General features: G+C 60.3%; 32 protein-coding genes. 20 read left to right on the top strand and 12 right to left on the bottom strand.

The genetic code is table 11. The features are described from left to right. The first annotated feature begins 218 nt into the window (after nucleotides 1-218). From X735_RS147685 to X735_RS147700, 4 genes are all read left to right on the top strand, one after another. The gene (locus X735_RS147685; RefSeq protein WP_023811988.1) at nucleotides 219-968 is read left to right on the top strand and encodes a Crp/Fnr family transcriptional regulator; all 750 of its coding nucleotides are present in this window, start codon (nucleotides 219-221) and stop codon (nucleotides 966-968) included. Nucleotides 969-1,354: 386 nt separating this feature from the next. Next, nucleotides 1,355-1,966: an alpha-ketoglutarate-dependent dioxygenase AlkB gene (locus X735_RS147690; protein ID WP_031213486.1), complete on the top strand. Its 612-nt coding sequence runs from the start codon at nucleotides 1,355-1,357 to the stop codon at nucleotides 1,964-1,966. Between the two features lie 131 nt (nucleotides 1,967-2,097). Further along, on the top strand, nucleotides 2,098-2,538 hold the full coding sequence (locus X735_RS147695; RefSeq protein WP_023811986.1) for a DUF2231 domain-containing protein: 441 nt from the start codon (nucleotides 2,098-2,100) through the stop codon (nucleotides 2,536-2,538). Next, on the top strand, nucleotides 2,535-3,875 hold the full coding sequence (locus X735_RS147700) for a sorbosone dehydrogenase family protein (RefSeq protein ID WP_023811985.1): 1,341 nt from the start codon (nucleotides 2,535-2,537) through the stop codon (nucleotides 3,873-3,875). The genes X735_RS147695 and X735_RS147700 overlap by 4 nt, the downstream gene beginning before the upstream one ends. A 28-nt stretch (nucleotides 3,876-3,903) precedes the next feature. Here the strand turns inward: X735_RS147700 and X735_RS147705 are convergent, their stop codons facing one another. Continuing rightward, entirely contained in the window at nucleotides 3,904-4,743 is an 840-nt protein-coding gene (locus tag X735_RS147705) for an alpha/beta hydrolase (protein WP_023811984.1), read from the bottom strand. Between the two features lie 321 nt (nucleotides 4,744-5,064). Here X735_RS147705 and X735_RS147710 point away from each other — a divergent pair, with 321 nt between their 5' ends. Together X735_RS147710 and X735_RS1000000167675 are read left to right on the top strand one after the other, a co-directional pair. Beyond that, on the top strand, nucleotides 5,065-5,682 hold the full coding sequence (locus tag X735_RS147710) for an NAD(P)H-dependent oxidoreductase (protein WP_023811983.1): 618 nt from the start codon (nucleotides 5,065-5,067) through the stop codon (nucleotides 5,680-5,682). A gap of 144 nt (nucleotides 5,683-5,826) precedes the next feature. Then, complete coding sequence (locus tag X735_RS1000000167675; protein WP_023811982.1) at nucleotides 5,827-5,991, top strand: DUF3309 family protein; 165 nt, start codon at nucleotides 5,827-5,829, stop codon at nucleotides 5,989-5,991. 127 nt (nucleotides 5,992-6,118) lie between these two features. On the opposite strand, the gene X735_RS147715 is transcribed toward X735_RS1000000167675, so the two are convergent. Next, the gene (locus tag X735_RS147715; protein ID WP_023811981.1) at nucleotides 6,119-6,760 is read right to left on the bottom strand and encodes a DUF1236 domain-containing protein; all 642 of its coding nucleotides are present in this window, start codon (nucleotides 6,758-6,760) and stop codon (nucleotides 6,119-6,121) included. A 235-nt stretch (nucleotides 6,761-6,995) separates the two neighbouring features. On the opposite strand from X735_RS147715, the gene X735_RS147720 reads away from it, so the two are divergent. Next, nucleotides 6,996-7,409 carry a hypothetical protein gene (locus X735_RS147720; RefSeq protein ID WP_245273244.1) on the top strand — a complete coding sequence of 138 codons (414 nt, stop codon included), beginning with the start codon at nucleotides 6,996-6,998 and terminating at the stop codon, nucleotides 7,407-7,409. A 95-nt stretch (nucleotides 7,410-7,504) separates the two neighbouring features. Continuing rightward, nucleotides 7,505-7,741: a hypothetical protein gene (locus tag X735_RS147725; RefSeq protein WP_023811979.1), complete on the top strand. Its 237-nt coding sequence runs from the start codon at nucleotides 7,505-7,507 to the stop codon at nucleotides 7,739-7,741. 10 nt (nucleotides 7,742-7,751) lie between these two features. On the opposite strand, the gene X735_RS147730 is transcribed toward X735_RS147725, so the two are convergent. Beyond that, complete coding sequence (locus X735_RS147730; RefSeq protein WP_023811978.1) at nucleotides 7,752-8,009, bottom strand: hypothetical protein; 258 nt, start codon at nucleotides 8,007-8,009, stop codon at nucleotides 7,752-7,754. Between the two features lie 316 nt (nucleotides 8,010-8,325). Here X735_RS147730 and X735_RS147735 point away from each other — a divergent pair, with 316 nt between their 5' ends. From X735_RS147735 to X735_RS147745, 5 genes are all read left to right on the top strand, one after another. Continuing rightward, nucleotides 8,326-8,520, top strand: coding sequence for a DUF2934 domain-containing protein (locus X735_RS147735; protein WP_023811977.1), 195 nt, complete (start codon nucleotides 8,326-8,328; stop codon nucleotides 8,518-8,520). Nucleotides 8,521-8,608: 88 nt separating this feature from the next. Beyond that, on the top strand, nucleotides 8,609-8,794 hold the full coding sequence (locus X735_RS147740) for a hypothetical protein (RefSeq protein ID WP_023811976.1): 186 nt from the start codon (nucleotides 8,609-8,611) through the stop codon (nucleotides 8,792-8,794). Nucleotides 8,795-8,960: 166 nt separating this feature from the next. Then, the gene (locus tag X735_RS1000000169860; RefSeq protein WP_245273243.1) at nucleotides 8,961-9,242 is read left to right on the top strand and encodes an alpha/beta hydrolase; all 282 of its coding nucleotides are present in this window, start codon (nucleotides 8,961-8,963) and stop codon (nucleotides 9,240-9,242) included. Between the two features lie 147 nt (nucleotides 9,243-9,389). Next, nucleotides 9,390-9,677, top strand: coding sequence for an alpha/beta hydrolase (locus tag X735_RS1000000169855; RefSeq protein WP_245273242.1), 288 nt, complete (start codon nucleotides 9,390-9,392; stop codon nucleotides 9,675-9,677). A gap of 124 nt (nucleotides 9,678-9,801) precedes the next feature. Further along, on the top strand, nucleotides 9,802-10,212 hold the full coding sequence (locus X735_RS147745) for a DUF427 domain-containing protein (RefSeq protein ID WP_023811973.1): 411 nt from the start codon (nucleotides 9,802-9,804) through the stop codon (nucleotides 10,210-10,212). Between the two features lie 30 nt (nucleotides 10,213-10,242). Here X735_RS147745 and X735_RS147750 read toward each other — a convergent pair whose 3' ends face one another. Both X735_RS147750 and X735_RS147755 read right to left on the bottom strand, forming a co-directional pair. Next, entirely contained in the window at nucleotides 10,243-10,674 is a 432-nt protein-coding gene (locus tag X735_RS147750) for an HD domain-containing protein (RefSeq protein ID WP_023811972.1), read from the bottom strand. A gap of 24 nt (nucleotides 10,675-10,698) precedes the next feature. Beyond that, a complete protein-coding gene (locus X735_RS147755) occupies nucleotides 10,699-11,094 on the bottom strand; it encodes a GFA family protein (protein WP_023811971.1) in 396 nt (131 codons plus the stop codon). A 202-nt stretch (nucleotides 11,095-11,296) separates the two neighbouring features. Here X735_RS147755 and X735_RS147760 point away from each other — a divergent pair, with 202 nt between their 5' ends. Together X735_RS147760 and X735_RS147765 are read left to right on the top strand one after the other, a co-directional pair. Beyond that, complete coding sequence (locus tag X735_RS147760; RefSeq protein ID WP_023811970.1) at nucleotides 11,297-11,905, top strand: cysteine hydrolase; 609 nt, start codon at nucleotides 11,297-11,299, stop codon at nucleotides 11,903-11,905. 102 nt (nucleotides 11,906-12,007) lie between these two features. Beyond that, a complete protein-coding gene (locus X735_RS147765; RefSeq protein ID WP_023811969.1) occupies nucleotides 12,008-13,282 on the top strand; it encodes a DUF763 domain-containing protein in 1,275 nt (424 codons plus the stop codon). Nucleotides 13,283-13,304: 22 nt separating this feature from the next. Here X735_RS147765 and X735_RS147770 read toward each other — a convergent pair whose 3' ends face one another. The 3 genes from X735_RS147770 to X735_RS12100 form a co-directional block, all read right to left on the bottom strand. Continuing rightward, nucleotides 13,305-13,748: a PPC domain-containing DNA-binding protein gene (locus tag X735_RS147770; protein ID WP_023811968.1), complete on the bottom strand. Its 444-nt coding sequence runs from the start codon at nucleotides 13,746-13,748 to the stop codon at nucleotides 13,305-13,307. A 40-nt stretch (nucleotides 13,749-13,788) separates the two neighbouring features. Continuing rightward, nucleotides 13,789-14,106 (bottom strand): hypothetical protein, encoded by a 318-nt coding sequence (locus X735_RS147775; RefSeq protein WP_023811967.1) that lies wholly within the window; start codon nucleotides 14,104-14,106, stop codon nucleotides 13,789-13,791. Between the two features lie 162 nt (nucleotides 14,107-14,268). Next, nucleotides 14,269-14,439, bottom strand: coding sequence for a hypothetical protein (locus X735_RS12100; protein ID WP_023811966.1), 171 nt, complete (start codon nucleotides 14,437-14,439; stop codon nucleotides 14,269-14,271). A 209-nt stretch (nucleotides 14,440-14,648) separates the two neighbouring features. Between X735_RS12100 and X735_RS147780 the strand changes: the two genes are divergently transcribed. The 4 genes from X735_RS147780 (at nucleotide 14,649) to X735_RS01000000165975 (ending at nucleotide 18,999) form a co-directional block, all read left to right on the top strand. Beyond that, nucleotides 14,649-15,221: a (2Fe-2S)-binding protein gene (locus X735_RS147780; RefSeq protein ID WP_245273254.1), complete on the top strand. Its 573-nt coding sequence runs from the start codon at nucleotides 14,649-14,651 to the stop codon at nucleotides 15,219-15,221. 1 nt (nucleotide 15,222) lies between these two features. Beyond that, nucleotides 15,223-16,245 carry a xanthine dehydrogenase family protein subunit M gene (locus X735_RS147785; RefSeq protein WP_023811964.1) on the top strand — a complete coding sequence of 341 codons (1,023 nt, stop codon included), beginning with the start codon at nucleotides 15,223-15,225 and terminating at the stop codon, nucleotides 16,243-16,245. A 3-nt stretch (nucleotides 16,246-16,248) separates the two neighbouring features. Next, complete coding sequence (locus X735_RS147790; protein ID WP_023811963.1) at nucleotides 16,249-18,528, top strand: xanthine dehydrogenase family protein molybdopterin-binding subunit; 2,280 nt, start codon at nucleotides 16,249-16,251, stop codon at nucleotides 18,526-18,528. 108 nt (nucleotides 18,529-18,636) lie between these two features. Then, complete coding sequence (locus tag X735_RS01000000165975) at nucleotides 18,637-18,999, top strand: hypothetical protein (RefSeq protein ID WP_245273241.1); 363 nt, start codon at nucleotides 18,637-18,639, stop codon at nucleotides 18,997-18,999. Nucleotides 19,000-19,051: 52 nt separating this feature from the next. Here X735_RS01000000165975 and X735_RS147795 read toward each other — a convergent pair whose 3' ends face one another. Then, nucleotides 19,052-20,761 carry an HAD-IIB family hydrolase gene (locus X735_RS147795; protein ID WP_023811962.1) on the bottom strand — a complete coding sequence of 570 codons (1,710 nt, stop codon included), beginning with the start codon at nucleotides 20,759-20,761 and terminating at the stop codon, nucleotides 19,052-19,054. A 230-nt stretch (nucleotides 20,762-20,991) separates the two neighbouring features. Between X735_RS147795 and X735_RS147800 the strand changes: the two genes are divergently transcribed. After that, nucleotides 20,992-21,498, top strand: coding sequence for a ferritin-like domain-containing protein (locus tag X735_RS147800; protein WP_023811961.1), 507 nt, complete (start codon nucleotides 20,992-20,994; stop codon nucleotides 21,496-21,498). Nucleotides 21,499-21,558: 60 nt separating this feature from the next. Here X735_RS147800 and X735_RS1000000167665 read toward each other — a convergent pair whose 3' ends face one another. From X735_RS1000000167665 to X735_RS147810, 3 genes are all read right to left on the bottom strand, one after another. Further along, nucleotides 21,559-21,708 carry a hypothetical protein gene (locus X735_RS1000000167665; RefSeq protein ID WP_023811960.1) on the bottom strand — a complete coding sequence of 50 codons (150 nt, stop codon included), beginning with the start codon at nucleotides 21,706-21,708 and terminating at the stop codon, nucleotides 21,559-21,561. Between the two features lie 40 nt (nucleotides 21,709-21,748). Continuing rightward, nucleotides 21,749-22,720, bottom strand: a complete 972-nt coding sequence (locus X735_RS147805) for an SDR family oxidoreductase (protein WP_023811959.1) — start codon at nucleotides 22,718-22,720, stop codon at nucleotides 21,749-21,751. Nucleotides 22,721-23,027: 307 nt separating this feature from the next. Beyond that, nucleotides 23,028-23,714, bottom strand: a complete 687-nt coding sequence (locus tag X735_RS147810; RefSeq protein WP_023811958.1) for a TetR/AcrR family transcriptional regulator C-terminal domain-containing protein — start codon at nucleotides 23,712-23,714, stop codon at nucleotides 23,028-23,030. Between the last annotated feature and the right edge of the window lie 7 nt (nucleotides 23,715-23,721).

Raw genomic sequence — 23,721 nt, 5'->3', positions numbered from 1 at the left:
CGATCGCGCCTCTATCCTGCGGGAGGCTCGTTTGCTGGCGAAAGATGGTCAGCCAACAAGGCCTTCGAGTCTTCAGCAGTAACTGTCGGTTTCATACCAACACGCCGGCCCGCCTAGTGCTGGGCGAGACGAAGTCTATGGTTCGTTACCGTCCGCTCGTTCGACGGGCGCGGCCGGCTAAGAGATCCCAGTACTCTTGCCCAAGGGAAAAGAGTCTCGTGGATTACCAGATCCTGCAATCCAAGAGCGAATTGCTTCGCCGCATGAGCGCGGACGATTTCGCGCGGCTGAAGCCGCATCTGGCAAGTGTTTTCCTGGAGTTGCGCGCGCCGCTGGAGACCGAGGGGCAGAAGATCGAAGCCGTCTATTTTCTGGAAAGCGGACTGGCGTCGGTGGTGGCCAAGACTTCCGCGGCGACCGAAGCGGAAGTCGGAATCATCGGGTTCGAAGGAATGACCGGTTCGGCCCTGGTCATGGGGGACGACCAGGCGAACTTTGATTGCTACGTCCAGTCGACGTGCGAGGCGCTCCGGATCGAGGCTGCCCCCTTCGTTGAAGCCCTGGAGGACAGTCCCACGTTGCGGTCGTTCCTGTTGCGCTATGTCCAATATTTTCATGTTCAGACAAGCTATACGGCATCGATCAACGCACGGCAGAGCCTGGAAGTCAGGCTGGCGAGATGGCTTCTGATGTGCAGCGACCGCACTGTCGGCGACAGGCTAATGATAACCCATGAATTTCTGTCCGTCATGCTTGGTGTCAGGCGTCCCGGGGTTACCGTCGGTCTTCAGATGATCGAAAGTTACGGTTATATCCGGGCGCGCCGCGGAGAGATCACGATCCGCGATCGAGACGGTCTCGTGAAGTTGGCGCGAGGCTCTTACGGTCCACCTGAAACCCAGTACCGCCGGCTGATCGGAGATTTGGGCTCGAAGCATGCCGCGAGGCAGGAGCGGCCTCTCGCTTGAGCGCCGGGGCCAACAGAGGCTTCTCCACCACTGAACCGCCAGGAAGACATTTTCGAGTGGCCGACGCGATGATGCCGGTGAGACACCGTTGCCTAAGCCCGCGCCGGCCACCGCGGCATTTTTTGGGGATGCCGCGGTGCCAATCTAGTTGCTGACAAGCAACTGGCAACGAAGGCTCACGGTTTGGTAAGAACCGTACGTACATGCACGCAACCTCCCTCGGTTGCATTCAAGGCATGCTCGCGAATCCTGAGTTGAATACAGCACCCGATAAACTCCGGATTGGCAGGCGTTGTCAGATGCGGTGATGTCCGCTGGGTGGGGTGCAGATTTGCTGGCCAGGTTCCGATATTGCCAGGCGGGCTGGCCTTCACCATCTAGCTGGGATGGCGACACCCACATCGAAAACACTCGACTCATCCAGGCTCCAGCACGATCTCTTTGGTGCTGCCGACGACCTGCCGGAAGGTTTCCTCTACCAGCCCGAACTGATCGCGGCGCAAGAAGAAACCGAACTCGCCCGGCATCTCGAAGGCCTGCCTTTCGAGGCGTTCGATTTCCATGGCCATCTGGCAAACCGGCGCGTCGTCGGTTTTGGCCTGCGCTACGACTACGACAGGCGCCAAGTCGTCGAGGCGCCGCCGATCCCTGACTTCCTGTTGGCCCTACGCGACAAGATCGCGGCGTTGGCAGGCAGGCCCGCCGAGGCCTTCGCGCAAGTGTTGATCAATGAATACCGGCCCGGCGCCGGCATTGGCTGGCATCGAGACAAGCCTCATTTCGAAGACGTTGCGGGTGTTTCGTTGCTGGCGCCTTGCAGTTTTCGGCTCCGGCGGAAGAATGGCACCAAGTGGGATCGCCGCACCATCGTCGTCGAACCAAGGTCGGCGTATCTCATGACCGGACCATCGCGCACGGAATGGGAGCATAGCATTCCGCCAGTTGACCTGCATCGATACTCGATCACCTTGCGGACATTGCGAGCCAATTCCGCATGAGCATCGCGCGCCGAGCCGTTCTGAGGCATCGCCAGCGCCATCACGAGTTCTTGAACGCAAACGGTTCCGGGAACCTCCCAACCACAAGTTGGTTTGGAGGGCAGGTACAGCTTCAAAGGTGGAGAATGCGCATGGCCCGTGCCCGCTCAGTGTTGGTGGCCGCCAGGCGTCCGTTCCATAAAACGCCGATGGCAGTCGCAAATGCATGTTTCGTCGGCACATTGCTGACCGACGTTGCCTATTGGCGAGGCGCTGAAATGATGTGGGCCGATTTTTCCGCCTGGCTGCTGCTTGCTGGCCTGGTTGTGGGCGTGCTCGCGGTTCTTGCAGCACTGGTGGATTTGTTTACCGGCCGGCTTTCCGGTGAAGCCGGGCGTGTATGGCCATATCTCCTCGGCAGCCTCGTCGTGCTCGTCGTGTCTCTCTTCAACGCACTGGTGCACAGCCGTGATGCCTGGACCTCGGTCGTGCCGACGGGGCTCATCCTGTCCGCCGTCGCCGTGATCGTTATTCTCTTGGTGGGCCTGCTGGGATGGAGTTCCGGCCGCACTCAGGTGGAGGTGGTCGAATGAATGTCTCGGCCAGGCATATCAGGCGTATCGCGAGCCTCGGTCTGCTGTGTGGATCGATTTTGGCGCTGCCCGCATGCAGCGATAACGAACCGGATCCCACCGATCAGGTCGGAGCGAACCCGACGCTGCCTGAACCGATCCAGTATCTGGTGCCGCCGATGCATGTCGCGTCGGTCATCGGTTGGAAACAAGACGAGAAGCCGACGGTCGCCAAGGGTTTGCAAATCCAGGCCTTCGCCAAGGGCTTAAAGCATCCGCGCTCGCTTTACACATTGCCGAATGGTGACGTTCTGGTGGTCGAGTCCGTGGCGCCGCCCGGTGCGGCGATCAAGCGGCCGAAAGACCTGGTCATGGGCTGGATCGAGTCCATGGCGACGTCAGGCGGCGGCACCGAAGGAAGCAACCGTATCACCCTGCTGCGCGATACCAACGGCGATGGTGTGCCCGATGTCCAGGAGGTCTTCCTCTATCATCTCAATTCGCCCTTTGGCGTGGCCCTGGTCGGCAACGATCTCTACGTCGCCAACACCGACGCTATCGTGCGTTACCCCTACATGTCGGGCGACACCAAGATCACCGCGCCGGGCACAGTGCTGACGCCGTTGCCCGGCGGGCCTATCGATCATCACTGGACAAAGTCTCTCGTGGCCAGCCCCGACGGGTCTCTGCTTTATATCGGCATCGGATCCAACAGCAACATCACCGAGAACGGCATCCAGGCAGAAAAGGACCGGGCCGCCATATGGGAAGTCGACAGGGCCACTGGCCGATATCGTATTTTCGCGAGCGGCCTGCGCAATCCCAACGGGCTGAGCTGGGAACCACAGAGCGGCGCGCTGTGGGCTGTGATCAACGAGCGCGACGAGCTCGGGCCTAACCTGGTTCCCGACTATATGACCTCGGTCAAGGACGGCGCGTTCTATGGTTGGCCGTACAGCTACTATGGTCAGCATGTCGACCCGCGCGTGATGCCGCAGCGGCCGGACCTTGTCGCCAAGGCGATCCCTCCCGACTATGCCTTGAGTTCCCACGTCGCACCGCTGGGCTTAGCGTTCTACACTGGAACCAACCTGCCGGACCCGTATCGCAATGGCGCCTTTGTTGGCGAGCATGGCAGCTGGAACCGCAAGACCTTCAACGGTTACAAGGTCGTGTTCGTGCCGTTCAAGGACGGTCATCCAGATGGCAAGCCGCAGGATGTCGTCACCGGTTTCCTCGACAAGGACAACAAGGCACACGGGCGGCCCGTCGGCGTTGCCGTCGACAAATCGGGCGCGTTGCTGATCGCCGACGATGTCGGAAACACAGTCTGGCGCGTAACTTCCGCGAGCCGGTAGGCACCTGCATAAACGCGGATCGCTTCACCTATCTCGGTGCAAATTCCACCAGCGCCTTGACGAATTCTGCCGGTGCCTCGATGGGCAGGAATTCGCCGCAGTTGGCGATCACGCGACCTTGCAGGTCCTTTGCTCCAGACAGCCTCAAACCTTCGAGGTAGTCGTCGATCGATCCGAAATCCGCGTCGCCGCGGATATAGAGGATCGGAACTTCGATGCGCGCCGGTACTGCATTGACCTTGGCATCCTCCTTGAACGCGCGATACCAATCAAAGCCGGCCTTAAGTGCCTCCGGCCTCGAATAGGCCTCCGCAAAAGTCTCCCGCATTTCATTGGTCAATGCATCGGGATGTCCGGCGAGCAGATCGAAGAAGAAATCGAAGTAGGCGCGCTGGTGGCCTGTCACCAGCAACTCCGGCAGTTCGGGCACCGCATGGAACGCAAAATGCCAGATGTCCGGGTTTGCCACTATCTTCGTCCAGGGATGAAGGCCGGGGATAACTGTATTCATCGGCACCGCGCCAACGATGCGATCGCCATGATGGCGAGCAGCAGCGAAGGCAATCATGCCGCCCACATCAAAGCCTGCAACGACGATGGATTTGGCCCCAAGCGTCTCGGCGGCTGAAATCACGATATCGGCAAGAACCTTCTTTTCCGTTGACGGCGGCGTGCCACGCGATTCACCGATCTCCGGAAGATCGAAAGCCAGCGTAAAGTATCGTGCGCCGAGTTCATCGATCACACCCTCATAGATTTTCCGGGAATGGGGCCAGCCGTGCAGAAGGATCAAGGCCGGTCGGCCCGGATCGCCGGCCATGGATACCGCCAGCCGCATATTGCCTGCTTCGAGGGTCCGGACGAGCATCGTCTATCCATTCTCGGGAACTCAGGAGAAAACGATGAGCGAACGAATAGGTTGCCCGACCGGTTCCGCCGGCGTCGCTGCTCACCGCCGCCCGTTCTCCAGCAGTGGCCAGTGCTCAAAGAACCCAGCCTGCTCGCTCAGCCGGCTGGACCGTCACCCGGCGGGAGGAGGGGGCCACTCTCGCCACCGGCCTGTTGGTCCGCTTGGCGGAACAAGCATTCAACCCTGGCGTTGAAATGCCGAGCGGTCCCGCAACGGGCGAATGGGCTGTCGCGAAGTCGTCGCGGCGATTTGCAATTAGGACAATGCAGGGAGATCCAGATGCCGCTTACGGCCTTCGCACTCAATTGCTCGCTCAAAGCTTCGAACGACAGGGAAAAATCCTCCACCGATCGGTTGCTCGCCGATGTCCTGGCGGCGCTGATGCAATACGAGGTGAAGGGCGAGATCGTGCGTGCGCTCAGCCACGATATCAAGCCCGGCGTGCTCTCCGACATGGGCGAGGGCGACGATTGGCCGAAACTCAGGAAGAAAATACTGGCGGCCGACATTTTCGTGCTCGGGCTCCCGATCTGGCTTGGCCAGCCCTCGAGTGTGGCCAAGCGCGTCCTGGAGCGGATGGATGCGTTTCTCGATGAGACCGATGACAGAGGGCGCATGCCGGCAGCAGGAAAGGTGGCCTTGGTAGCCATCGTCGGCAATGAGGACGGTGCGCATCACTGCCACGCGGAATGCTTTCAGGCACTGAACGATGTTGGCTTCACCATCCCGGCCAATGGCGGGGTCTATTGGGTTGGCGAGGCCATGCAGGAGGTCAACTACGTCGACCTGCCGGCAACTCCGGAAAAAGTCTCGAGTGCGATCGAAATGGCAGCCTCAAACGCCGCCCATCTCGCTGGATTGCTGAAAGAGCGGGACTACTCGGGCGTCTCGGGGTGACCTTTGTTCGCCTAAACACTACCTTGGCAGCGTCGATGAGGTCTCAATCGGGAACAGGAAGGCTTGTAGCGAGTTCATATTCTCATCAGCCGGCGATCGCCGCTCCGTCTATACGGCGCGAAGCCGCAAACAGGAGAGCAAGTCATGGGTCTCGGCACGATTCTTATCATTATTCTGGTCATTGCATTGCTTGGCGGTTTTAGTGGTCTTGGCGGCGGGCCTTTCTACGGCACCGGTTACTATGGCGGCGGCGGTCTCGGTCTGCTGCTGCTTGTAGTCATTATCTTAGTCGTGCTCGGGCGTCTCTAGCCGAGTCCGCGATGCGGGTGGCAGAATGTATCACCTGCCGCTTGCGGTCCTTCTGGGTTGCTTTGAATCCATAGCAGTCCAGCAATGACGGTCCGCCCTCTAGAGGGCGGACCACTCGTTGGAGATGTTAGGTCAAAATCAGGACGATCTTGAACGTATCCGGATCAACGATGACGATCCGGCCGTCCGCAAGCACGAAATACTCGTAACTTTCGTAAGCGGGAACGATCTTGACGATACGAGCCGGCAAACGATGCAGCCTGACCTTCTGCCGTGGGACTTCGACGCCGACGGTGATGTCAAAATCGATATTGGACACAGGCTCGACCTTCGTCTCCCGGATGATCTGAGTGACCTGGGTTTTCTGCTCCACGGTCACGTTGTTGATGGAACCGGTCGACGTCGTATCCTGTGTCGAGGCCTTGCCCTGAGCCTGCTCGTCGGTCTGCATCTTGGTCTTCTCCCGAGCCTGCTGGTCGGTGGTGGTGCCAGCCTTGCCCTGAGCCTGCTCGTCGGTCTGCATCTTGGTCTTGTCCTGAGCCTGCTGGTCGGTGGTGGTGCCGGCCTTGCCCTGCGCCTGCTCGTCGGTCTTCAGCTTGGCTTTGCCCTGGGCCTGCTCGCCCATCTTGGAACCGCCCTGGCAGTCAGCCTGCCCGGAAGCGCAATTGGCGTCTGCGCCAGATTGGCTTTCGAGCTGTTGTGTCTGAGCCATTGCCGTTCCACAGCCGAGCCCGATCGCCAGCATGCTGGTAATGAGAACATGTTTCATGGGGAAATCTCCCTGGGTAAGGTTCGTCCCTTCAGTGCGTAGAACCAGAACCCAAAAAAAATGTTCCGAGATAGTTGAGTGAGGTCTAAAAAAACGACCTCACTCGAGACCACATGATCGCGGGCGGAAGCCGTCGTTATAATGACCTTTTCAACCTTGCCGATTGCCCTAGCTCTCTCCTGAGAGGAGGCCGGATATGGCAATTTATAGTCTGAGGGTGGTCAGCTTCATTTTCGTGGCACTGGCTTTCGTTCCGGCCGCCGCGCATTTCTTCGCGATATTCAACAAGATGAAGCTTGACGGGCCAAACTATCTGGCTGCGCAGCGCGCCTATGATGGATGGAGCCTGTTCGGAATCGTGGTGCTGGGAGCATTGCTCTCTACGGCCGCCCTGGCGATCCTGCTCTACCGAGCGAGTGCATCTTTCGGCTTGGTTGTCGTCGCCTTTCTCAGCATCGGCGCCACGCAATTTGCCTTCTGGACGCTGACCTACCCAATCAATCAGGCGACCCGGAACTGGACTGTCCTGCCTGAAAACTGGGAGCTGCTGCGGCGCCAATGGGAGTATTCACATGCCATCGCCGCCGGCCTCAATGCCTTGGCGTTGCTTGTGCTTTTCCTATCGGCGCTTCGCGCTGCGGTGCGTTGAACGACCACGTCTTCACCAGCACGGCCGCCGAGCGGGCAGGAACCCCAATGAAGCGAAATCACTGACCCGCCCGATGTTTCCAGCGTGGCCCGAAAATGAAGCGGTACTATTTCGATCTTCAAAACGGTGACGGCGCGGTACCCGACGATGACGGGCAGCTGTTCGAATCCCGGGAACAAGCCAGAGCGGAAGCAATTCGTATTTTGCAGGATGTTGCCCAAGACGAAATGCCCGACTGCGATTTCGTCAAGGTAACCGTCAAAGTACGCGATGAGATCGGTGCGCAGATGTTTGAGGCGTCGCTTGTTCTGACCTCCGGATGGAGCGTGTGATGCCGCAGTGCTAGCGGCGATACCGCACCGGGATTTGCACGACGTTCTCCGATCCAGGCAGATCAAAGGCCATGGCCAGTTGACGTACGGAGGCCATCTCCACGATCAGTTCTTCGATCGAAAAATCCGGCAGGCCGGTCTTCACCCTCTGCCTCACCTTGGCCGCAAGTTCATGAACCCGCACCGGGACGAAAAGCGGGCTGTCGTCCAGCAGCTTGCTGATTTCGATGACCACATCGGCGTCGATGTCTTTCGGCAATTCCCGCATGGGCGTCACCTCCTCTCGAAGCAATAGCCCGTCATGTCGATGCGACGGGCGATCAGGCGTTGAGCGCCGGGCAATGGGATCGGAGAGGGACGTGCTCGGCGCTGGCCGATAGCCAGATTCATAAAGCTGCGGGCATCGGTGTGTCACGAAAAAATATCGGTACGAAAATTACCAAGCGGCTCATCCCACGCAATCCACAAGCGCCTTCCCCGAAATCGCGACTCCGGCAGCGCTGTTCCCGACAGAGGAGGAAAAATATGGGGAGGAACAAAAAATATGGCCCGGAATTGAGACTGACGAATTGGAGGATCTAGCCATGGACAGCAGGGAAGAAAAGATCAAACGGCGAGCCCATGAAATCTGGGAGCAAGAGGGCCGGCCGGCTGGCCGCGAGCAGGAGCACTGGGACCAGGCCGTGCAGGAGATCGAGGCTGAGGGTTCGGAGACTGAACGTGGCCCGGTTTTGCCTGATCCGACAGTTGCAGCCGATTCCAATAGCTCAAAGCGTTGATCGTCAAATCCATGGCGTCTTGAGAGTACGATCAGGCAACCAAATTGGTGGAACCTCGTTTGCCGGACAGCAACCAGAGGAGGTTTCGATGAAGAGGTTCTTTTTACTCCTGGTCCTGGCCGCCGTCCTTGCGCTCGGCGCCTGCGACAACAATATCGAGCCGATGAAAGCCAACACCGGCACCATCAACAAGAACCCACAGATTGACCAGGCCGCCAGACCAGAGTCCACGACTGGTGGTGATCAGCCAGCCACTGTGCCTCAGGGCAAATGAACTCGGTCTCACATTGCGACACACCTCTGCTGCGCGTCGCCTATCTCGATGGTGGACCGCGAGACGGCGCCCCGGTTATCCTGCTGCATGGCTGGCCCGACGACGCGACGACATACGCTCGCATTTCGCCAGCCCTTCATGAAGCTGGCTTTCGGACGTTTTCGCCTTGGATTTTGCCGATGCGCTTGGCCTCAGCCGCTTTGCGGTTGTCGGACACGATTGGGGCGCCCGGATATCCTATCTGCTCGCGTCGGTTTTCCCGGACCGCATCAAGTGCTGTGCTGCGCTGTCGCTCGGCTGGCAACCAGGCAACCAGCAACGCCGGCGCCCGGACAAGCGAAAGCATTTTGGTATCAATGGTTCATGGCGACGGCCCGGGGCGCTGAGTTCGTACGAAACAATGGCAAGAAATTCGCCAGATACCAGTGGGATAGCTGGGGCCCATTAGGCTGGTTCGACGACGCTATTTTCGATGGTGTCGCGAGCTCGTTCGAAAATCCTGACTGGGCGGATGTGACGTTGCATTCCTATCGGGTCAGATGGGAAGAGGCCGAGCCCGATCCACGCTATGCCGAACTNCTGGGCGGATGTGACGTTGCATTCCTATCGGGTCAGATGGGAAGAGGCCGAGCCCGATCCACGCTATGCCGAACTCGCCCGCCGGCAAGCAGCGGTCAAGATCATCACGGTGCCAATCCTGACGCTTCATGGTGGCGACGACCGCGTTGTGTTTGCCCAGTCCTCAGAGGGGCTCGAAAAGCATTTCACCGCGTTCTACAGGCGGGTGGTGCTGGATGGCATCGGACACTTCCCGACGCGTGAGGCTTCTGATCAGGTTTCGCGATTGTTGGCTGCGTTTCTCGATAGCCATGGCAAGCGCTGAAGTGGGGTCGTCATTCGACCTCATAGTACAGACCGGAACCTGACGCATCGCCGTGCATTTCGTCTCCATGCATGACGAACCGAAATGCGGTCTCGCAATCAATTGGCAGCCAGGGAGAATTTGAATGCAAGCTTCAGGCGCAATCTCAACACACCATGCTGGCCAACTGGCCATAGAACCGTTTGCCGGCACGGTGACGGTACGATTTTCCGACGCCATAGTCGCTGCCACGGAACGGGCGAAAGTGCTTCAGGAAGAAGGACATGAGCCCGTGTTCTACATCCCTTTCGAAGACATCTATTTCGACCTTTTCGAAAAGACGAACACCACCAGCCGCTCCCCTTTGAAAGGCACCGCGAGCTACTGGCGCGTCCATGCGGTGGGCAGCTCGGCTGACGATGTCATGTGGGCATACGAGACGCCTGAAACCGCGGCGCGGCCCATTGCACGTCATGGTGCATTCGATCCGGAAAAGGCGCGCATCGATGCCGAGCCCGCGGAGGACAGACGGCACACGCCCCACGTCCCGGAGTAGATTGCCCGTTCGCAGCGGGGCGATCTGAATTCAAGGCTGGTGCTGACGGCGCGGAAACTCGTCATCAAGGATGCATAGTGCCTCCTCATATTTGACAGTCGATGCCCCGACCTGTCGTGCCTGCCAGATATTGTCCGCCAGATCCGCGCGCTTCACCGGCAGCGCCAATGGATTCGATGCCGCTCGTCGCACAAACGCGAAGTAATCCTCACCGGACCTGCGCGACATGGCGTCGACGGCCGAAGCGATCGTCGGGCCAAAACCGGCCTCTTCCAACTTGGTCCGGTCCCAGCCTTCGCCCTTTTCGAGGACGTCATGGAGATAGGCGACGACCTTCTGGTCCTTGGTTTCGACCGCGTCAACGATACGGCGGCAGTGCTCGATATACGGTCGCCCGGTCTTGTCGCGCTGTGCTGCGTGGACCTCTTCGGCAATCTTGGCCGCCCGGTAAAACATGCTCATCTGGCTTGTCCTTCAGACCTGGTTTCACCATCGCTCCTCGGTATCGTGGTGCGGCAGGTCTATTCCGCAGCAAACCCAGCCAAGTCGCTGCCTCGATCCATAATTGTAGCGCGGTTCCAGGCGAGCCGGATCGTCGAACGTTCCGATATGCAGCGCGACCTCTCCGGGCGATGCGTCATAGGCAAGGCTGAGCGGTGACCCGCAGGCGGAGCAGAAGCCCCTCCGGGCAATCGGCGAAGACCTGCGATAGGTCGGCATCGCATTGGTCCAGGTCACGCTTTGGGAAGGCACCCAGGCCAGAACCGCGAACGCACTGCCGGTCGCCCGCCGGCACATATCACAATGGCAGTAATGCACTCTCGGTTCGCTTCCAACGCGGAAGCGGATCGTGCCGCAGAGACATCCTCCGCTCAGTTCCATTTTGGCGCCCCGGCTGACTTGCCGCTCCAACGCCTCTCGCGCGGTCTCATGCGAGCACCTCCATTCATCTCAGCGGAAACGCCAGCCCTTTACGTCGGTTCCTGTGGCTATCTCAGGAACCAGTGCTTGCGCGCGGCGTTGCGTGTCTTTGCCGACAACGGGAGGAAACAGGGAAAATGCATCGCCGGTCGGAGAAGCGCTGATGTCGATGCCGGGGCTGGCATACGGTCCTCTCGGCGATCGATGCATGCATATCTGCGTGGATATGCAGCGGCTATTTGCAGAGCCGTCTGAATGGGCAACACCCTGGATCACCCGGGTTCTCCCGCAGATCGAGAGGCTGGTCGAAAGACGCGCGCCACAGACGGTCTTTACACGCTTCCTGCCCGCCGGGAAGCCGGGGCAAGGGGTCGGCACATGGAAGCGCTATTATCAGCGCTGGGCTTCCCTGACGATCGAGACGATCGGGCCCGAAATGACCGAATTGTTGCCGTCTTTAGCCGGCTACTGCCCGCCAGCGGCGATCGTCGACAAGCACATCTACTCGCCCTGGTTCGAAGGGCGTCTCAGAGCGCTCCTGGTGGAGCGCGGCATCGATACGCTGGTCATCACCGGCGGCGAAACGGATGTTTGCGTTCTGGCTACGGTGCTCGGGGCCATCGATTTCGGCTATCGCGTGGTTCTCGTCACGGACGCGCTGTGCAGTTCTTCCGACGCAACCCATGATGCACTGCTGACCGTTTACCACCAACGTTTCGCGCAACAGGTCGAGACGGTTGAGATGGAAACGGTTCTCTCGAACTGGACTTGACGTCCGCTAACCCGGCCCGGGTGGGAAGTGTCCATGCTTCCTTGCGCGGTTGGGCTGCCTATCTGTTAAGAGAATGACGGACACCAGAACAGGTAGCAGGACGTGACGCAACGATCGGGAAGTGCTGATCTTCCACTCCATGGCGGGCGCGTGCCAAAATGGCTCGGCGACCGCATGACGCGTCTTGGCGCTGTGATGTGCGAGGCGATCATTCATCACTATGGTCGAGACGAGTTGCTGCGGCGGCTGGCGCATCCATTCTGGTTCCAGTCCTTTGGTGCTGTCATGGGCATGGATTGGCACTCGTCAGGAATCACGACCAGCGTCGTGGGCGCTTTGAAGCGTGGCCTCACGCCGCTTTCCGGCGAGCTCGGCATTCATGTCTGCGGTGGCCGCGGCGCGCATTCGCGCAAAACCCCGCATGAGCTGGAAGCCATCGGCCAACGCGTCGGCTTCGACGGAGCGGGCCTGGCAACCGCCAGCCGGCTGGTCGCCAAGGTCGACAGCGCCGCCGTCCAGGACGGTTTCGATCTCTATCTGCATGGCTTTATCGTCGCCGATGACGGTCACTGGGTTGTGGTGCAGCAAGGCATGAACGGCGACAGCAAGGTGGCGCGCCGCTACCATTGGCTCTCCGAGGGCCTGAAGAGTTTTGTCGACCAGCCGCATGCCGCTATCGAAGGGGCCAATCAAGGCGAGATCGTCAACCTGACCGACCGGCGTGCCGAGGCGTCCCGCCAAGGGCAACTTGACCTTTTGCAGAATCTCGGACCGGATCGCATCCTGGGCGAGCTGGCGGCATTGGAGCGAGGCGCGGAGCCGACGCGCCGGCAGGAACCGGAACAACCGCTGCTGCCGCATTTGGTCATGCCGGCCCACCATGACGTTCGCGAAAGCGATGTCGTCATGCATCGCCTACACGGCAATATCGCAGCCGCCGCGGACCGCGGTCCCACCGATTTCGCCGAGCTCCTTCTGGTCCCCGGCGTCGGCGCACGCACAGTGCGCGCGCTGGCCCTCGTTGCCGAGGTGGTGCATGGCGCTCCTTGCCGTTTTTCCGATCCCGGCCGCTTCTCGCTGGCGCATGGCGGCAAGGACAGGCATCCATTTCCGGTACCGCTGAAGGTCTATGACGAGACGATCGGGGTTCTGAAGTCGGCCGTGCAGAAGGCAAAGCTCGGTCGCGATGAAGAAATCGGCGCCTTGAGGCGGCTCGACGATCAGTCGCGGCAAGTCGAGCGATACGTGACCGGCCCCAGCCTGAAGGAAATTGTCGCGGGAGAATTCGACCAATCGCATCTGCTTGGCGGGCGCAGCGTGTTCGGGTGGGAAGCTGCGCCGGACACAGCGCCTGCTGAGCGGAGCAAAAAAGCGTGAGAACGAGACAGAGGGCTGTAGATCAGTCGGCCAGATCGATCAGCGCGACACCGAGGTCCGGACGCTTGCTGCGGCGCAGATGACCGGGCGCTTCCACCAGGGTGATTTCGAGCGTTGGTCGAACGATGCCGTCAAGCAGATGTCCACCCCGGGTGGTGCCGTCGCTCAATCCAAGCACCGCATGGACGTGCAGGCTGGGCTTGTCATCATCACCCAGTGCAACATCGCCGATCGCGCTCAGAACCTCGCACTGTTCGCCGATGGGGATTTTGCGGTAGGTCTTCGCGGTCGGATCAAACCAGCCCACGGTGGCTTTTTCGAAAGCCCCTATGGCGGTCAAGGACGCACTGCCGATCTCCTGGTCGACCGCGAAGGCGGTCAGTGCCGCGAACGCTTCTTCGCCTGGGTCGAGCACCACGACGAATGTCCGTTGTCCGCCGATCTCATTGACGAGCTGAGATTTCATCCCTGTGCTTCCATCGTTCGGCCCAAGGCCGTCGCCAAGATCAATGGGCGCGGTGTTCCGCATTGCGCTTGCGGGTCGCTGCAGCTTTCTTTGCCGATTCGGATCGGCTTGCGGCAGACCGTGATGCCGATGCCTTGCCGCCGCTTTTACCGCCTTTGTGCGCCGCGAGATGGCCCGTGTGTTTGCCGCGGCCCGAACCGCCTTCCTTCTTGCCACCGCCATCGTCCTTGTTGACGGTAGCCCATGCACGCCGCTCTGCTTCCTTGTCCGAAACCCCGCGCTTCTCGTAGCCTTCGGCAATGTGGTCGGCCTTACGCTCCTGCTTGTCAGTGTATTTCGATTTGTCGCCTCGTGGCATGGCCTGCTCCTATTGAATAAGGGCTGAACGTCGATTTGACGCGCTGGTTCCAACAGAAGTTCGCGTAGCCAATGCCATCGCCCGGCATGGCCAAACACCGCCGCGCGCAGGCTAACGCTTTTCGGGCCGGGGAGAGCGCAGCAGCAGGCGAGGGGAATTGGTTCAGCCGATTGCCAACCTCACGACGAGGGCCAGGATCACGACACCGACCAAGCCGGCTATGAAGATGACCCGACGGGTGCGCGTTCGCAGGATGATCTCGCCTTGTCTCGCCTGCTCCGCAGAGAATACAGGTCCATTGTCGCCGTCCTTGCCATGCCGACCATCGCTCATGATCGCCTCCTTCCGGCTCTTGGCACACAACCATCGCTTGACCGGGGAGGTTCCGATTGCATCGATCCGGCCAGCAGAAAAAGGATCACAGGCTCGTGAGGAGGGAACTTTGCCCTCCGCGAGTGGTTTGGGCCGCTTGAGACCCAGCCAGCCCGGAGCCAGCCATGTCCGATGCCAAAATTTCCAGCGGCTTGAGCAGACGCATGTTCATGACGGCCTCTGTTTCGGCGGCGGCGGTGATGCCGCTTGTGAATTCCCCAACGAGAGCTGCCCAGCCCGCGTCCGCAAAACCGGCCGAACCGCGCGATTTGTCGGCGGTTTCGATGCGTATCAACAAGCAGACCTACAACCTCGCGCTCGACAATCGAACCAGCCTGCTTGACGCGCTGCGCGACCATGTCGGCCTGACCGGCACCAAGAAAGGTTGCGATCACGGTCAGTGTGGTGCCTGCACGGTGCTGATCGACGGAAAGCGGGTACTGTCGTGCTTGAGCTTTGCCGTCATGAACCAGGGCCGGGAGATCACAACGGTGGAAGGCCTGGCTTCGGCGGACGGGGACCTGCATCCGGTCCAGCAGGCCTTCGTCGACCACGATGCCTTTCAATGCGGCTATTGCACACCGGGTCAGATCATGTCCGCCATCGGTTGCATCAACGAAGGCCATGCTGGATCGGAAGATGATATTCGCGAATATATGAGCGGCAATCTATGTCGCTGCGCGGCCTATCCCAACATCGTTGCGGCGATCGTTCAGGCACGCGACGAGACCAGGAGGGCTTAGGATGCGCCCGTTCGTATATGAAAGACCAACCAGCGTCTCCACGGCAATCGCCATGGCGTCCCGTCCCGATGCCGTGCATGTTCCGCCAACCGGCGCCGACACGCAGTTCATCGTCGGCGGCACCAATCTGGCCGACTACATGAAGCTCGGTGTCGCGCGGCCGGAGCGACTGCTCGACCTCAACACTCTTGCCGAGCCGGCCTTGCGGCAGATCAGGATAGACGATGATAAGATCCGGTTTGGTGCGCTGGTCCGTATGGGTGAAGCAGCCGACAACAATGATGTCAGGCGCCGTTGCCCGGTCCTCGCCGACAGCTTGAAATTCGCTGCCAGCGGTCAGCTTCGCAACATGGCGAGCCTGGGCGGCAATGTGCTGCAACGTACGCGCTGCGAGTATTTTCGAGAGATATCTTGGCCGTGCAACAAGCGCGAACCGGGCTCCGGCTGCGCTGCGATGGAAGGGTCCAATCGCCAGCATGCCGTGCTGGGTACGAGCGATGCCTGTATTGCCACGTATCACGGCGATTTCGCGCAGGCGCTGGTTGCGCTGGACGCCACCGTCGATGTCGAAGGTCCGCGGGGAAGGCGCACGCTCACTTTTGCCAAGCTGCATAAACGGCCGGGCGAAACGCCCGACATCGAGACGGATCTGGCCGCCGACGAGCTCATTACCGCCATCGAAGTGCCGCTGGCACAGTGGAGCAGCCGGTCGCGCTATCTGAAGATACGCGATCGCGAATCCTACGCGTTTGCGCTGGCGTCCGCGGCTGTCGCGCTCGACATGGATGGCGAGACGGTAAGGAGTGCGCGCATTGCGCTTGGCGGAGTGGCGACGGTGCCGTGGCGTGCGCGCGAAGCAGAGGACGTGCTACAGGGCAAAGTGCTTGACGAAGCCACGGCGCAGGAGGCCGCCGAGGCTGCTTTCGCCGATGCCAGACCGCGCGAGCATAACGCATTCAAGATACCGCTCGGCAAGCGCACGCTGGTGCGGGCGCTGCTCGAAACCCGGGATATGAAGGGCTGAGCCATGAACCAAGCTGCACCCGCTCCAAGGGAAAACCAGGGCGATCCCGTTGTTCGCATTGACGCCCGGCTAAAAGTTACCGGACAAGCCGGCTATCCCGCCGACATCGTTACGGCCAACGTCGCCTACGGTGCCCTTGCCACCAGCAGCATTGCCCGGGGCAAGGTTTCCGAACTTCACACGAAAGACGCCAATGCCGTACCCGGTGTGCTGGACATCGTCACCTATGGCGATCTGGACAAGACCGACATGCCGAAATTCGGCAACACCGGTGCAAGTTCGATTGGGCCCTTGCACGACAAGACGGTTTTTCACGATGGTCAGATCATCGCTCTGGTGGTCGCTGAAACCTTCGAGGCGGCGGAGGAGGCAGCGATGTTGGTCCGCGCCGACTATGAGGACGAACGGCCCAGCGCCAGCTTTGATTCCAAGGGCGTGAAGATGGAACCGGCTGCCGGCAAAAGCCCGATGTTCAAGGAGGATGCGAAGGCCGGTGACTTCGACGCCGCTTGGGCGGATGCGACGGTGAAGATCGACGAAAAATATTCGACGCCGACCCAGCATCATAATCCGATCGAGCTGTTTTCGACCACCGCCATATGGCAGGGCGACCAGTTGACGATACACGAACCCAGTCAAAACGTTACGGGCTGGAAGGTGGAACTGGCACGCCAACTGAAGCTCGATCCGGCCAATGTGCGGATCGTCAGTCCCTATATCGGCGGCGCCTTCGGCTCCAAGGGGCCGATGACGGCACGCACTGCTATCGTTGCCGTCGCGGCGCGGCGCATCGGCCGGCCGGTTCGCTGCGTCGTCAATCGCATGCAAGCCTTCGGTACGCAGACCTATCGCGCCGAAACGCGGCATCGGATCCGCATGGGCGCCGGCAAGGACGGCCGCATCACGGCGTTCGGACATGAGGCCTGGGAGGTGACGTCACGCCCGGACCCTTATGTCGTCGGCGGCACGTCCGCCACCGCGCGCATGTACGATTACGGCTCCGTTCTGACGCATGTTTCGCTGGTTCATGCCGACCGCAACACGCCTGGCTACATGCGATCGCCGCCGGAGACGCCTTATGTCTACGCGCTGGAAAACGCCATGGACGAAATGGCCGTGGCCCTCGGTATGGATCCTGTCGAGTTTCGTCGCATCAATGAACCGGAGAAGGAGCCGATCGGAGGCAAGCCATTTTCCAGCCGCTCACTCATCAAGTGCTACGACCAGGCGTCCGAGGCCTTTGGCTGGTCGAAGCGCGATCCCAGGGTCGGCTCGATGCGCGACGGCGATTGGCTGGTCGGAATGGGCTGTGCGACGGCAATCTATCCGACTGCCGCCGCACCTTGCGCGGCCCGGGTTCGTCTCACCGCGGATGGCGAGGTTCGGGTCCAGTGCGGCTCCCATGAAATTGGCACCGGCGTTCGCACCATCGCCGGCCAAATGGCGGCCGAAAGGCTGGGGGTCGGCATGGACAAGATCAGCGTGGAGATGGGCGACAGTGCCTTGCCGCCGGCTCCCGTGTCGGGCGGATCGATCTCGACCGCCAGCGTCTGCTCCGCGGTCATGAAAGCCTGCGACGCGATACGCGAAAAACTGTTTGCCGCCGCTGCGGGCAAGGGGGCTCCGCTGGCAGGTTCGGCCAATGCGAAGCTGGATTTGAAGGACGAAGAGGTCGTCACCGAGACCGGCAAGTCCGCCAAGCTGGCCGATGTCTTCAAGGCCATGCAAGTCGGCGCCATCGAAGAATATGCCGAGTTTGCGCCGAAGGGTTCTTCGCCTGAAGCCCTGAGGAAACTCTATGCCGGACAATCGGAGTTTCATGGTGGAGAGAACGACGAAGATTCGGTCAAATATGCGTTTGGCGCCGAGTTCGTCGAAGTGCGCATCAACAGCTATACACGCGAAATCCGGGTGCCGCGCATGGTCGGAGCCTTCGCTGCCGGGCGCATCATGAACACGCGCACCGCGCGCAGCCAGCTGATAGGTGGCATGATCTGGGGCATTGGCCAAGCGTTGCACGAGGCCACGGAAATTGATCAGCGACACGCGCGCTACGTGAATCGCGACCTGCAGGACTATCTCGTGCCGGTCAACGCCGACATCAAACAGGTCGACGTTATCCTGGTCCCCGAAATCGACCACCAGGTCAATCCTGCCGGCGTCAAGGGCTTGGGCGAACTCGGCAATGTCGGAACGGCTGCTGCCGTGGCGAGTGCCGTCTATCATGCCACCGGCAAGCGCATTCGCGATCTGCCGATCAGAATAGATGATTTGATAGGCTGACGATCAAGAGCTCTGGACGGAGCATGGAACTCGTAACCCATAGGAAATTCAAAAACGGCAGGTTGATGCCGTGGGGAAAAGGCACGGTCGTCACCGGAGCAAAGGGATTTGTCTACCTCTGCGGCAATACGGCAACCGCCGAAAATTACGATCTGCCGGAAAGAGAGGAGGGGCTTCCCTGGCGATGCGGCGGCACAGTGGCGCGCAATTTCGGCGAACATCAAATCAGATCTGGAAGAACTCGGCAGCGCGCTCGACTATCTCATCCGGCTGACCTTCTTCATCAAGGGGCCATTTCCCGATGGCGGCGTTCTAAGTTCACCCAATTTTCGTCTCGACGTACGGGACGAGTTCTTTGCCGAGCATTGCGCGAAGCACTGCAGCTATAACAACCCGCCGCCCTCCGAGGTGATCGGGATTGCAGCGCTTGCGCAAGCCGACATCGATTGTCGCGGTGGCGGCGTTGCCTGACTGAAAAAGTTTTCGCGTGCAGCGATAGCTTAGTTGCCTTGGCTCTCGAGTGTCACTCCGGGGCTGTGGCCGGAGCCGTGTAACGTCGGCGCACAGCGTCAAGCACCCGCTTGCGGCTCTCCTGCGCCGACAGGGTCTTGTCCTCTTCCGCCTCGGCGGTTTCGCGCGCCAGGTCCTTGTCCCTGATCTGATGTCGAAACCATTTGGAATAGTCGCCGGTGCGCAAGTGAAACTCCCAAGTCTTGTCGTCTATGCCCTCGGCGATCTGAGCGAAGATCATCAGATTGTGAGCCCTGAGGTTCATCGCATTGTCAGGGCCATGGAAATAGAAGCTGCCGGCTTCGTCGAGCTGGCCTTCGGCATATTTCCGGCTGTGCCGCTTGAGTGACTGACGTGGTTCCACCACCTTGACCGTCTTGACTTTCTTGCCCGCCTGCGGCCGCCAGAACAGCACGCGCGCGCCCTTGGGGCTGGGGATGTCCTTTGGCGGCTCAATGCCAGTCTCCTTGCAGAAGACCTTCACCACGTCCTTCGCCTTGGGGCCAAGCGCAATGATGGCTGTCACAAGGCGCAAGGCGTCTGTCGAGATCGCCTCGGGGTGAACGGTGATCAAGATTGTGCCCGGCAATTCCAATGAAAGGACCGCCCGCGTATCGTCGCGCCGCTTGGGCAGAAGATGGTGCGCTTCATCGATGACGAGCCAGTGCGGTCTCGCGGTGCGCCGGCGGAAACTGCTCAGGCCAGGCAGCAGGTCGGCAAAGAAATCCGGCCTCTCGTCGACGCGCAGGGCCAATCCGTTGACGACAATGTTGCTGTCGGCCTTGGCGATCAGATCCAGCACCTGCGCCTTTGTCGGCGCGCTTGAGCCGTCTCCCAGGCGAACGGCGCCTTCGAGGCCGTCATAGTCGCCTTCGGGATCAAAGACGCAGAACTGAAAACCACTTTCGACGAAGCGTTCCGTCAGCGCGGTGGCCAAGGTGGATTTACCAATGCCGGAACTCCCGGCAATGAGGATCGTGTCGCTCGGCGACAGGTAGACATCATCGCCGCCAGACGACCCAAGAACGATGCCGTCATGGCGCTTCGGCACTATCGCGTGATCACGCTTTATCAGCTTTGCGATCAATTGCTCCACGCCCTTGCCGCGGGCGCCACGCATGACCAGGTTGGCTGTATCCTTGACCGCCGGAATTGCATTGTCGACGGCGGCGCTGCAGCCACAGGCTTGCAGGAACGCGTGGTCGTTCTCGGCGTCGCCGACGCCGACGACGTTGTGCGGCGAAAGTCGAAGGTCCTGAAGGGCCGCAGCGAGCCCGGTGGCTTTGTTGATGCCGCTCGGCAGGATCATCACCGCGCCCTTGTTGAAGATGATTTCCAGTTCGAGACCCATCTTCTTGATGATATCGAGCACGGTCGCCTGATGGGGTTCCCAGGTCGCGACGATCGATCGCCCGACCGAAAGCGGCTTGACGCCCTGCCGCTTCAATCTGGCGACGAATTTGGGCTCGGGCGATGGGGCGATCACCCGCTCTTCCTCGCTGGCCGGCGTGTAGATCATCGCGCCATTCTCAGCGACGACCTTGTCGAAGAGGCTAAGCTCGGGAAAGACGCGCTTGAGATCGGGCAGTTCACGCCCGGTGACGAGAACCAGCTTGCGGCCGCTTTTCTTGAACCGCTCAAGCGCGGCGAGCGTCTTCTTGGCGACGATCCCATCATGAGCCAGCGTGCCGTCATAGTCTGCCGCCAATGCAATGAAATACATTCCGCCGACCCTTCTCGTTCCGGTTGCCCTGTGGCTAGAACGTGTGATCGAGACAAAGGCTCCCCACCGACCGAATCGTAGGTGGAGGAGGGGCGGTTCGCCCTCGGAAATCAGGAACTCCTTCGGTGCCGGTACGTTGACCAGACAAGCCGGGAACCGTCCCGGTCTTTGCTGGCGGCGTGCAAACCCCGTCGCCGAAATCCACACCAAGCGCAATGAAAGGTAAGGCCATGGGCTTCTTTTCGAAGGACATCAAGACACTCGACGATCTCTTCGTGCACACGCTGCGCGACATCTATTACGCCGAAAAGCAGATCGAGAAGGCGCTGCCGAAGATGATCGACAAGGCAACCGACCCGCAATTGAAAGCCGGATTTGAAAAACACCTCGACCAGACGAGAGGCCATATCGAGCGCGTCGAACAGGTGTTTGAGTTGCATGGCGTCAAGGCCAAGGAGGTCAACTGTCCGGCAATCGACGGTATTCTCGAGGAGGCCGACGATGTGAGCGGTGACGTCGATGACAAGGAGGTTCTCGACGCGGCGCTGATTGCTTCGGCGCAGGCCGTCGAACACTATGAGATGACCCGCTACGGGACGCTCATCGCCTGGGCCAAGCAACTCGGCCGCACCGACTGCGCCAATGTGCTGGCCAAGAACCTGAGGGAAGAACAGGCGACAGATCGCAAGCTCACCGAAATGGCGGAAAGCAAGATCAACCTGCAGGCAGCCGAATAGGGCTGCAATCCGGCCGGCTGGTAACTCGGCCGGCCGGATTGCTGGCAGGTTTCCACTCCGTCAGCGAGACGGGTCGACGCCCAAGGCCGTTGATTGCTTGCGCAGCGCCTCATCGTCATCCTGCGGCGCATGCCGAGCAGATCCTGCGATTTCCGTGTAGATGCGGTACGCTACACAAGTGAGCGCCACCATGAAAAGCAGACGGCCCATCCATCCTACTCCTTGCTCATGGATTTCATTCCGGCCATCCTCAGTACCCTCCGACGACCGGCAAGATTTCGCCGGTGATGTAGCTCGAGCAATGCGGCGAAGCGAGGAACACATAGGCCGGCGCGAGTTCTTCCGGTTGCGCGGGTCGTTTCATTGGCGTGTCCGCGCCGAATTTCGAGACGTCGTCGGCTTCCTTGTCCGACGGATTGAGCGGCGTCCACACCGGACCCGGTGCGACCGCATTCACCCTTATGCCCTTGCCGATGAGATTGCCCGACAGGGCCCGCGTGAAGGCATGGATGCCGCCCTTGGTCATCGAATAGTCGACCAGTTGTTTTGAACCGTCGATACCGGTTACCGAACCGGTGTTGATGATCGCCGAACCTGGCTTCATGTGCGGCACCGCTTCCTGCGCCATATGAAAATAGCCGTAAAGATTGGTCTTCAGCGTCGTGTCGAAATGTTCTTCGGTCAGCTCGCCGAAATCGCTGGAATGGATCTGGAACGCAGCGTTGTTGACCAGCACGTCGATGCGACCGAATTTTTCAACGGTCTCCATGACCGCCTTGTGGCAGTGGCTGCGTTCGCTGACATCGGCCTTGACCAGGATGCAGCGTCGTCCCTCCTTTTCCACCGCTGATTTGGTCTCTTCAGCATCCTTGTCCTCGGCCAGATAGACGATCGCGACGTCGGCGCCCTCGCGGGCGAACAACACCGCCACCGAGCGGCCGATGCCGGAATCGCCGCCCGTGATGAGTGCTACCTTTTGGTCGAGTTTTTTCGATCCGAGATAGTACGGCGCATCGTACAGCGGCTCCGGCTCTAGCGCCCATTCGTGCCCCGGTTTGGGCTGATGTTGCTCGGGGAAGGGGGGCTCGGGATATTCACGGGCGCCAGCCTGCATGGCGCCTTGCTGCTTCCCACCGCCTTTCGATTTGTCCTTGGCATCGACGCCACGTTGGATATGGCGCTGCTTGGCCGCTTCACCGGCTATTTCCGACTTCATCTGCATGATCGTCTCCTTGGCTTGGAGAGGAAACAACGCATGTCAGGCAAAAAGGTTTGCGCAAAAGATCGACTTGCCGAGAGGATTCCGGCCAGCGTTTGGCAACGCGTAACGACGACATCGCCAGCTGCACCAATTCAGCTGCAATGCAGCCGCGCCAGCCACCGCCGCGATGGGATCGAGCACCGGGGCTTGCCCGCTGCCTGCGCCGCCTTGGCGGCGAGCCAAACGTGATGATGTGGATTGGGAAGCTATTGCGTCAAACTGGCAAAGCAGCGCCATCCGGTCTACTCCGGGCGTAGCCGCCGGAATTCTATCTTGGCGACAGCCCATCGAGCAGGAAGTCGAGGCCTTTTCGGAAGGCGCCATCCCAATCGTTGTCCAACAGCAGACGAGAGCGTTCGATTGTCGGGTAGTGTTCGCTGAGGTGTGTAAGACGCTGCTGTGCGGCTGCCCTGTCTTCTTCCGAGAGGTCGAAGCTTGCCCGGGTGAGGGTGGCGCCCATCACATAATTCCAGAGCGACCATATCGCGGCGTTCAGATTCGCGTCGGCAACACCGGCTCTGGACAAGGTCTTGCTCAACATTTCCAGGCGGCTGAGAATGTTCGGGCCGAGCGCCCGGCGCGGCAACAGCGATGCCGACCAAGGATGGCGCAACATTCTGGCGCGCCAGTCTTCGAGCATATGAACGACGTCTCCACGCCAGTCCGGAGACTCACCTGTTTCAGGCGATCCGCGATGTTCGAGCACCGAATCGAGTGCTAGATCAAAGACATCCTCCTTGTTGTCAACGTGCCAATACAGGCTCATCACACCCGAGCCGAGGCGATCGGCCAGCCGACGCATTGTCAATCCGTCTATGCCCTGGGCGTCCAGCAGTTCCACGGCGATCGCCACGATACGCTCTCGAGACAGCGGCGGCTCGCTGCTCGCCTCCTGGATGGGTTGAAGCTTTGTCCGTTGCGATCGTTTGCTGGCACTGCGGGGTTTGGCTGCCATCTGTCTT

Source organism: Mesorhizobium sp. L2C084A000, assembly GCF_000502875.1.
Taxonomy (GTDB): Bacteria; Pseudomonadota; Alphaproteobacteria; order Rhizobiales; family Rhizobiaceae; genus Mesorhizobium.
Note: the sequence above shows the minus strand (reverse complement) of the source record. Positions and strands in the feature narration are given on the sequence as shown.

Bases quoted from the DNA above. Each gene is read 5' to 3' on its own strand.
- X735_RS147800 (WP_023811961.1), top strand. From the start codon at position 20,992: ATGGGCTTCTTTTCGAAGGACATCAAGACACTCGACGATCTCTTCGTG.
- X735_RS147695 (WP_023811986.1), top strand. From the start codon at position 2,098: ATGGCCCGTGCCCGCTCAGTGTTGGTGGCCGCCAGGCGTCCGTTCCAT.
- X735_RS1000000167665 (WP_023811960.1), bottom strand. From the start codon at position 21,708: ATGGGCCGTCTGCTTTTCATGGTGGCGCTCACTTGTGTAGCGTACCGC.
- X735_RS147770 (WP_023811968.1), bottom strand. From the start codon at position 13,748: ATGAAATCTCAGCTCGTCAATGAGATCGGCGGACAACGGACATTCGTC.
- X735_RS147715 (WP_023811981.1), bottom strand. From the start codon at position 6,760: ATGAAACATGTTCTCATTACCAGCATGCTGGCGATCGGGCTCGGCTGT.
- X735_RS147760 (WP_023811970.1), top strand. From the start codon at position 11,297: ATGTCGATGCCGGGGCTGGCATACGGTCCTCTCGGCGATCGATGCATG.
- X735_RS147735 (WP_023811977.1), top strand. From the start codon at position 8,326: ATGGACAGCAGGGAAGAAAAGATCAAACGGCGAGCCCATGAAATCTGG.
- X735_RS147705 (WP_023811984.1), bottom strand. From the start codon at position 4,743: ATGCTCGTCCGGACCCTCGAAGCAGGCAATATGCGGCTGGCGGTATCC.
- X735_RS147740 (WP_023811976.1), top strand. From the start codon at position 8,609: ATGAAGAGGTTCTTTTTACTCCTGGTCCTGGCCGCCGTCCTTGCGCTC.
- X735_RS147810 (WP_023811958.1), bottom strand. From the start codon at position 23,714: ATGGCAGCCAAACCCCGCAGTGCCAGCAAACGATCGCAACGGACAAAG.
- X735_RS147745 (WP_023811973.1), top strand. From the start codon at position 9,802: ATGCAAGCTTCAGGCGCAATCTCAACACACCATGCTGGCCAACTGGCC.
- X735_RS147790 (WP_023811963.1), top strand. From the start codon at position 16,249: ATGAACCAAGCTGCACCCGCTCCAAGGGAAAACCAGGGCGATCCCGTT.
- X735_RS12100 (WP_023811966.1), bottom strand. From the start codon at position 14,439: ATGAGCGATGGTCGGCATGGCAAGGACGGCGACAATGGACCTGTATTC.
- X735_RS147750 (WP_023811972.1), bottom strand. From the start codon at position 10,674: ATGAGCATGTTTTACCGGGCGGCCAAGATTGCCGAAGAGGTCCACGCA.
- X735_RS1000000167675 (WP_023811982.1), top strand. From the start codon at position 5,827: ATGGGTCTCGGCACGATTCTTATCATTATTCTGGTCATTGCATTGCTT.
- X735_RS147795 (WP_023811962.1), bottom strand. From the start codon at position 20,761: ATGTATTTCATTGCATTGGCGGCAGACTATGACGGCACGCTGGCTCAT.
- X735_RS147785 (WP_023811964.1), top strand. From the start codon at position 15,223: ATGCGCCCGTTCGTATATGAAAGACCAACCAGCGTCTCCACGGCAATC.
- X735_RS147805 (WP_023811959.1), bottom strand. From the start codon at position 22,720: ATGCAGATGAAGTCGGAAATAGCCGGTGAAGCGGCCAAGCAGCGCCAT.
- X735_RS147730 (WP_023811978.1), bottom strand. From the start codon at position 8,009: ATGCGGGAATTGCCGAAAGACATCGACGCCGATGTGGTCATCGAAATC.
- X735_RS147710 (WP_023811983.1), top strand. From the start codon at position 5,065: ATGCCGCTTACGGCCTTCGCACTCAATTGCTCGCTCAAAGCTTCGAAC.
- X735_RS147775 (WP_023811967.1), bottom strand. From the start codon at position 14,106: ATGCCACGAGGCGACAAATCGAAATACACTGACAAGCAGGAGCGTAAG.
- X735_RS147700 (WP_023811985.1), top strand. From the start codon at position 2,535: ATGAATGTCTCGGCCAGGCATATCAGGCGTATCGCGAGCCTCGGTCTG.
- X735_RS147690 (WP_031213486.1), top strand. From the start codon at position 1,355: ATGGCGACACCCACATCGAAAACACTCGACTCATCCAGGCTCCAGCAC.
- X735_RS147755 (WP_023811971.1), bottom strand. From the start codon at position 11,094: ATGGAACTGAGCGGAGGATGTCTCTGCGGCACGATCCGCTTCCGCGTT.
- X735_RS147725 (WP_023811979.1), top strand. From the start codon at position 7,505: ATGAAGCGGTACTATTTCGATCTTCAAAACGGTGACGGCGCGGTACCC.
- X735_RS147780 (WP_245273254.1), top strand. From the start codon at position 14,649: ATGACGGCCTCTGTTTCGGCGGCGGCGGTGATGCCGCTTGTGAATTCC.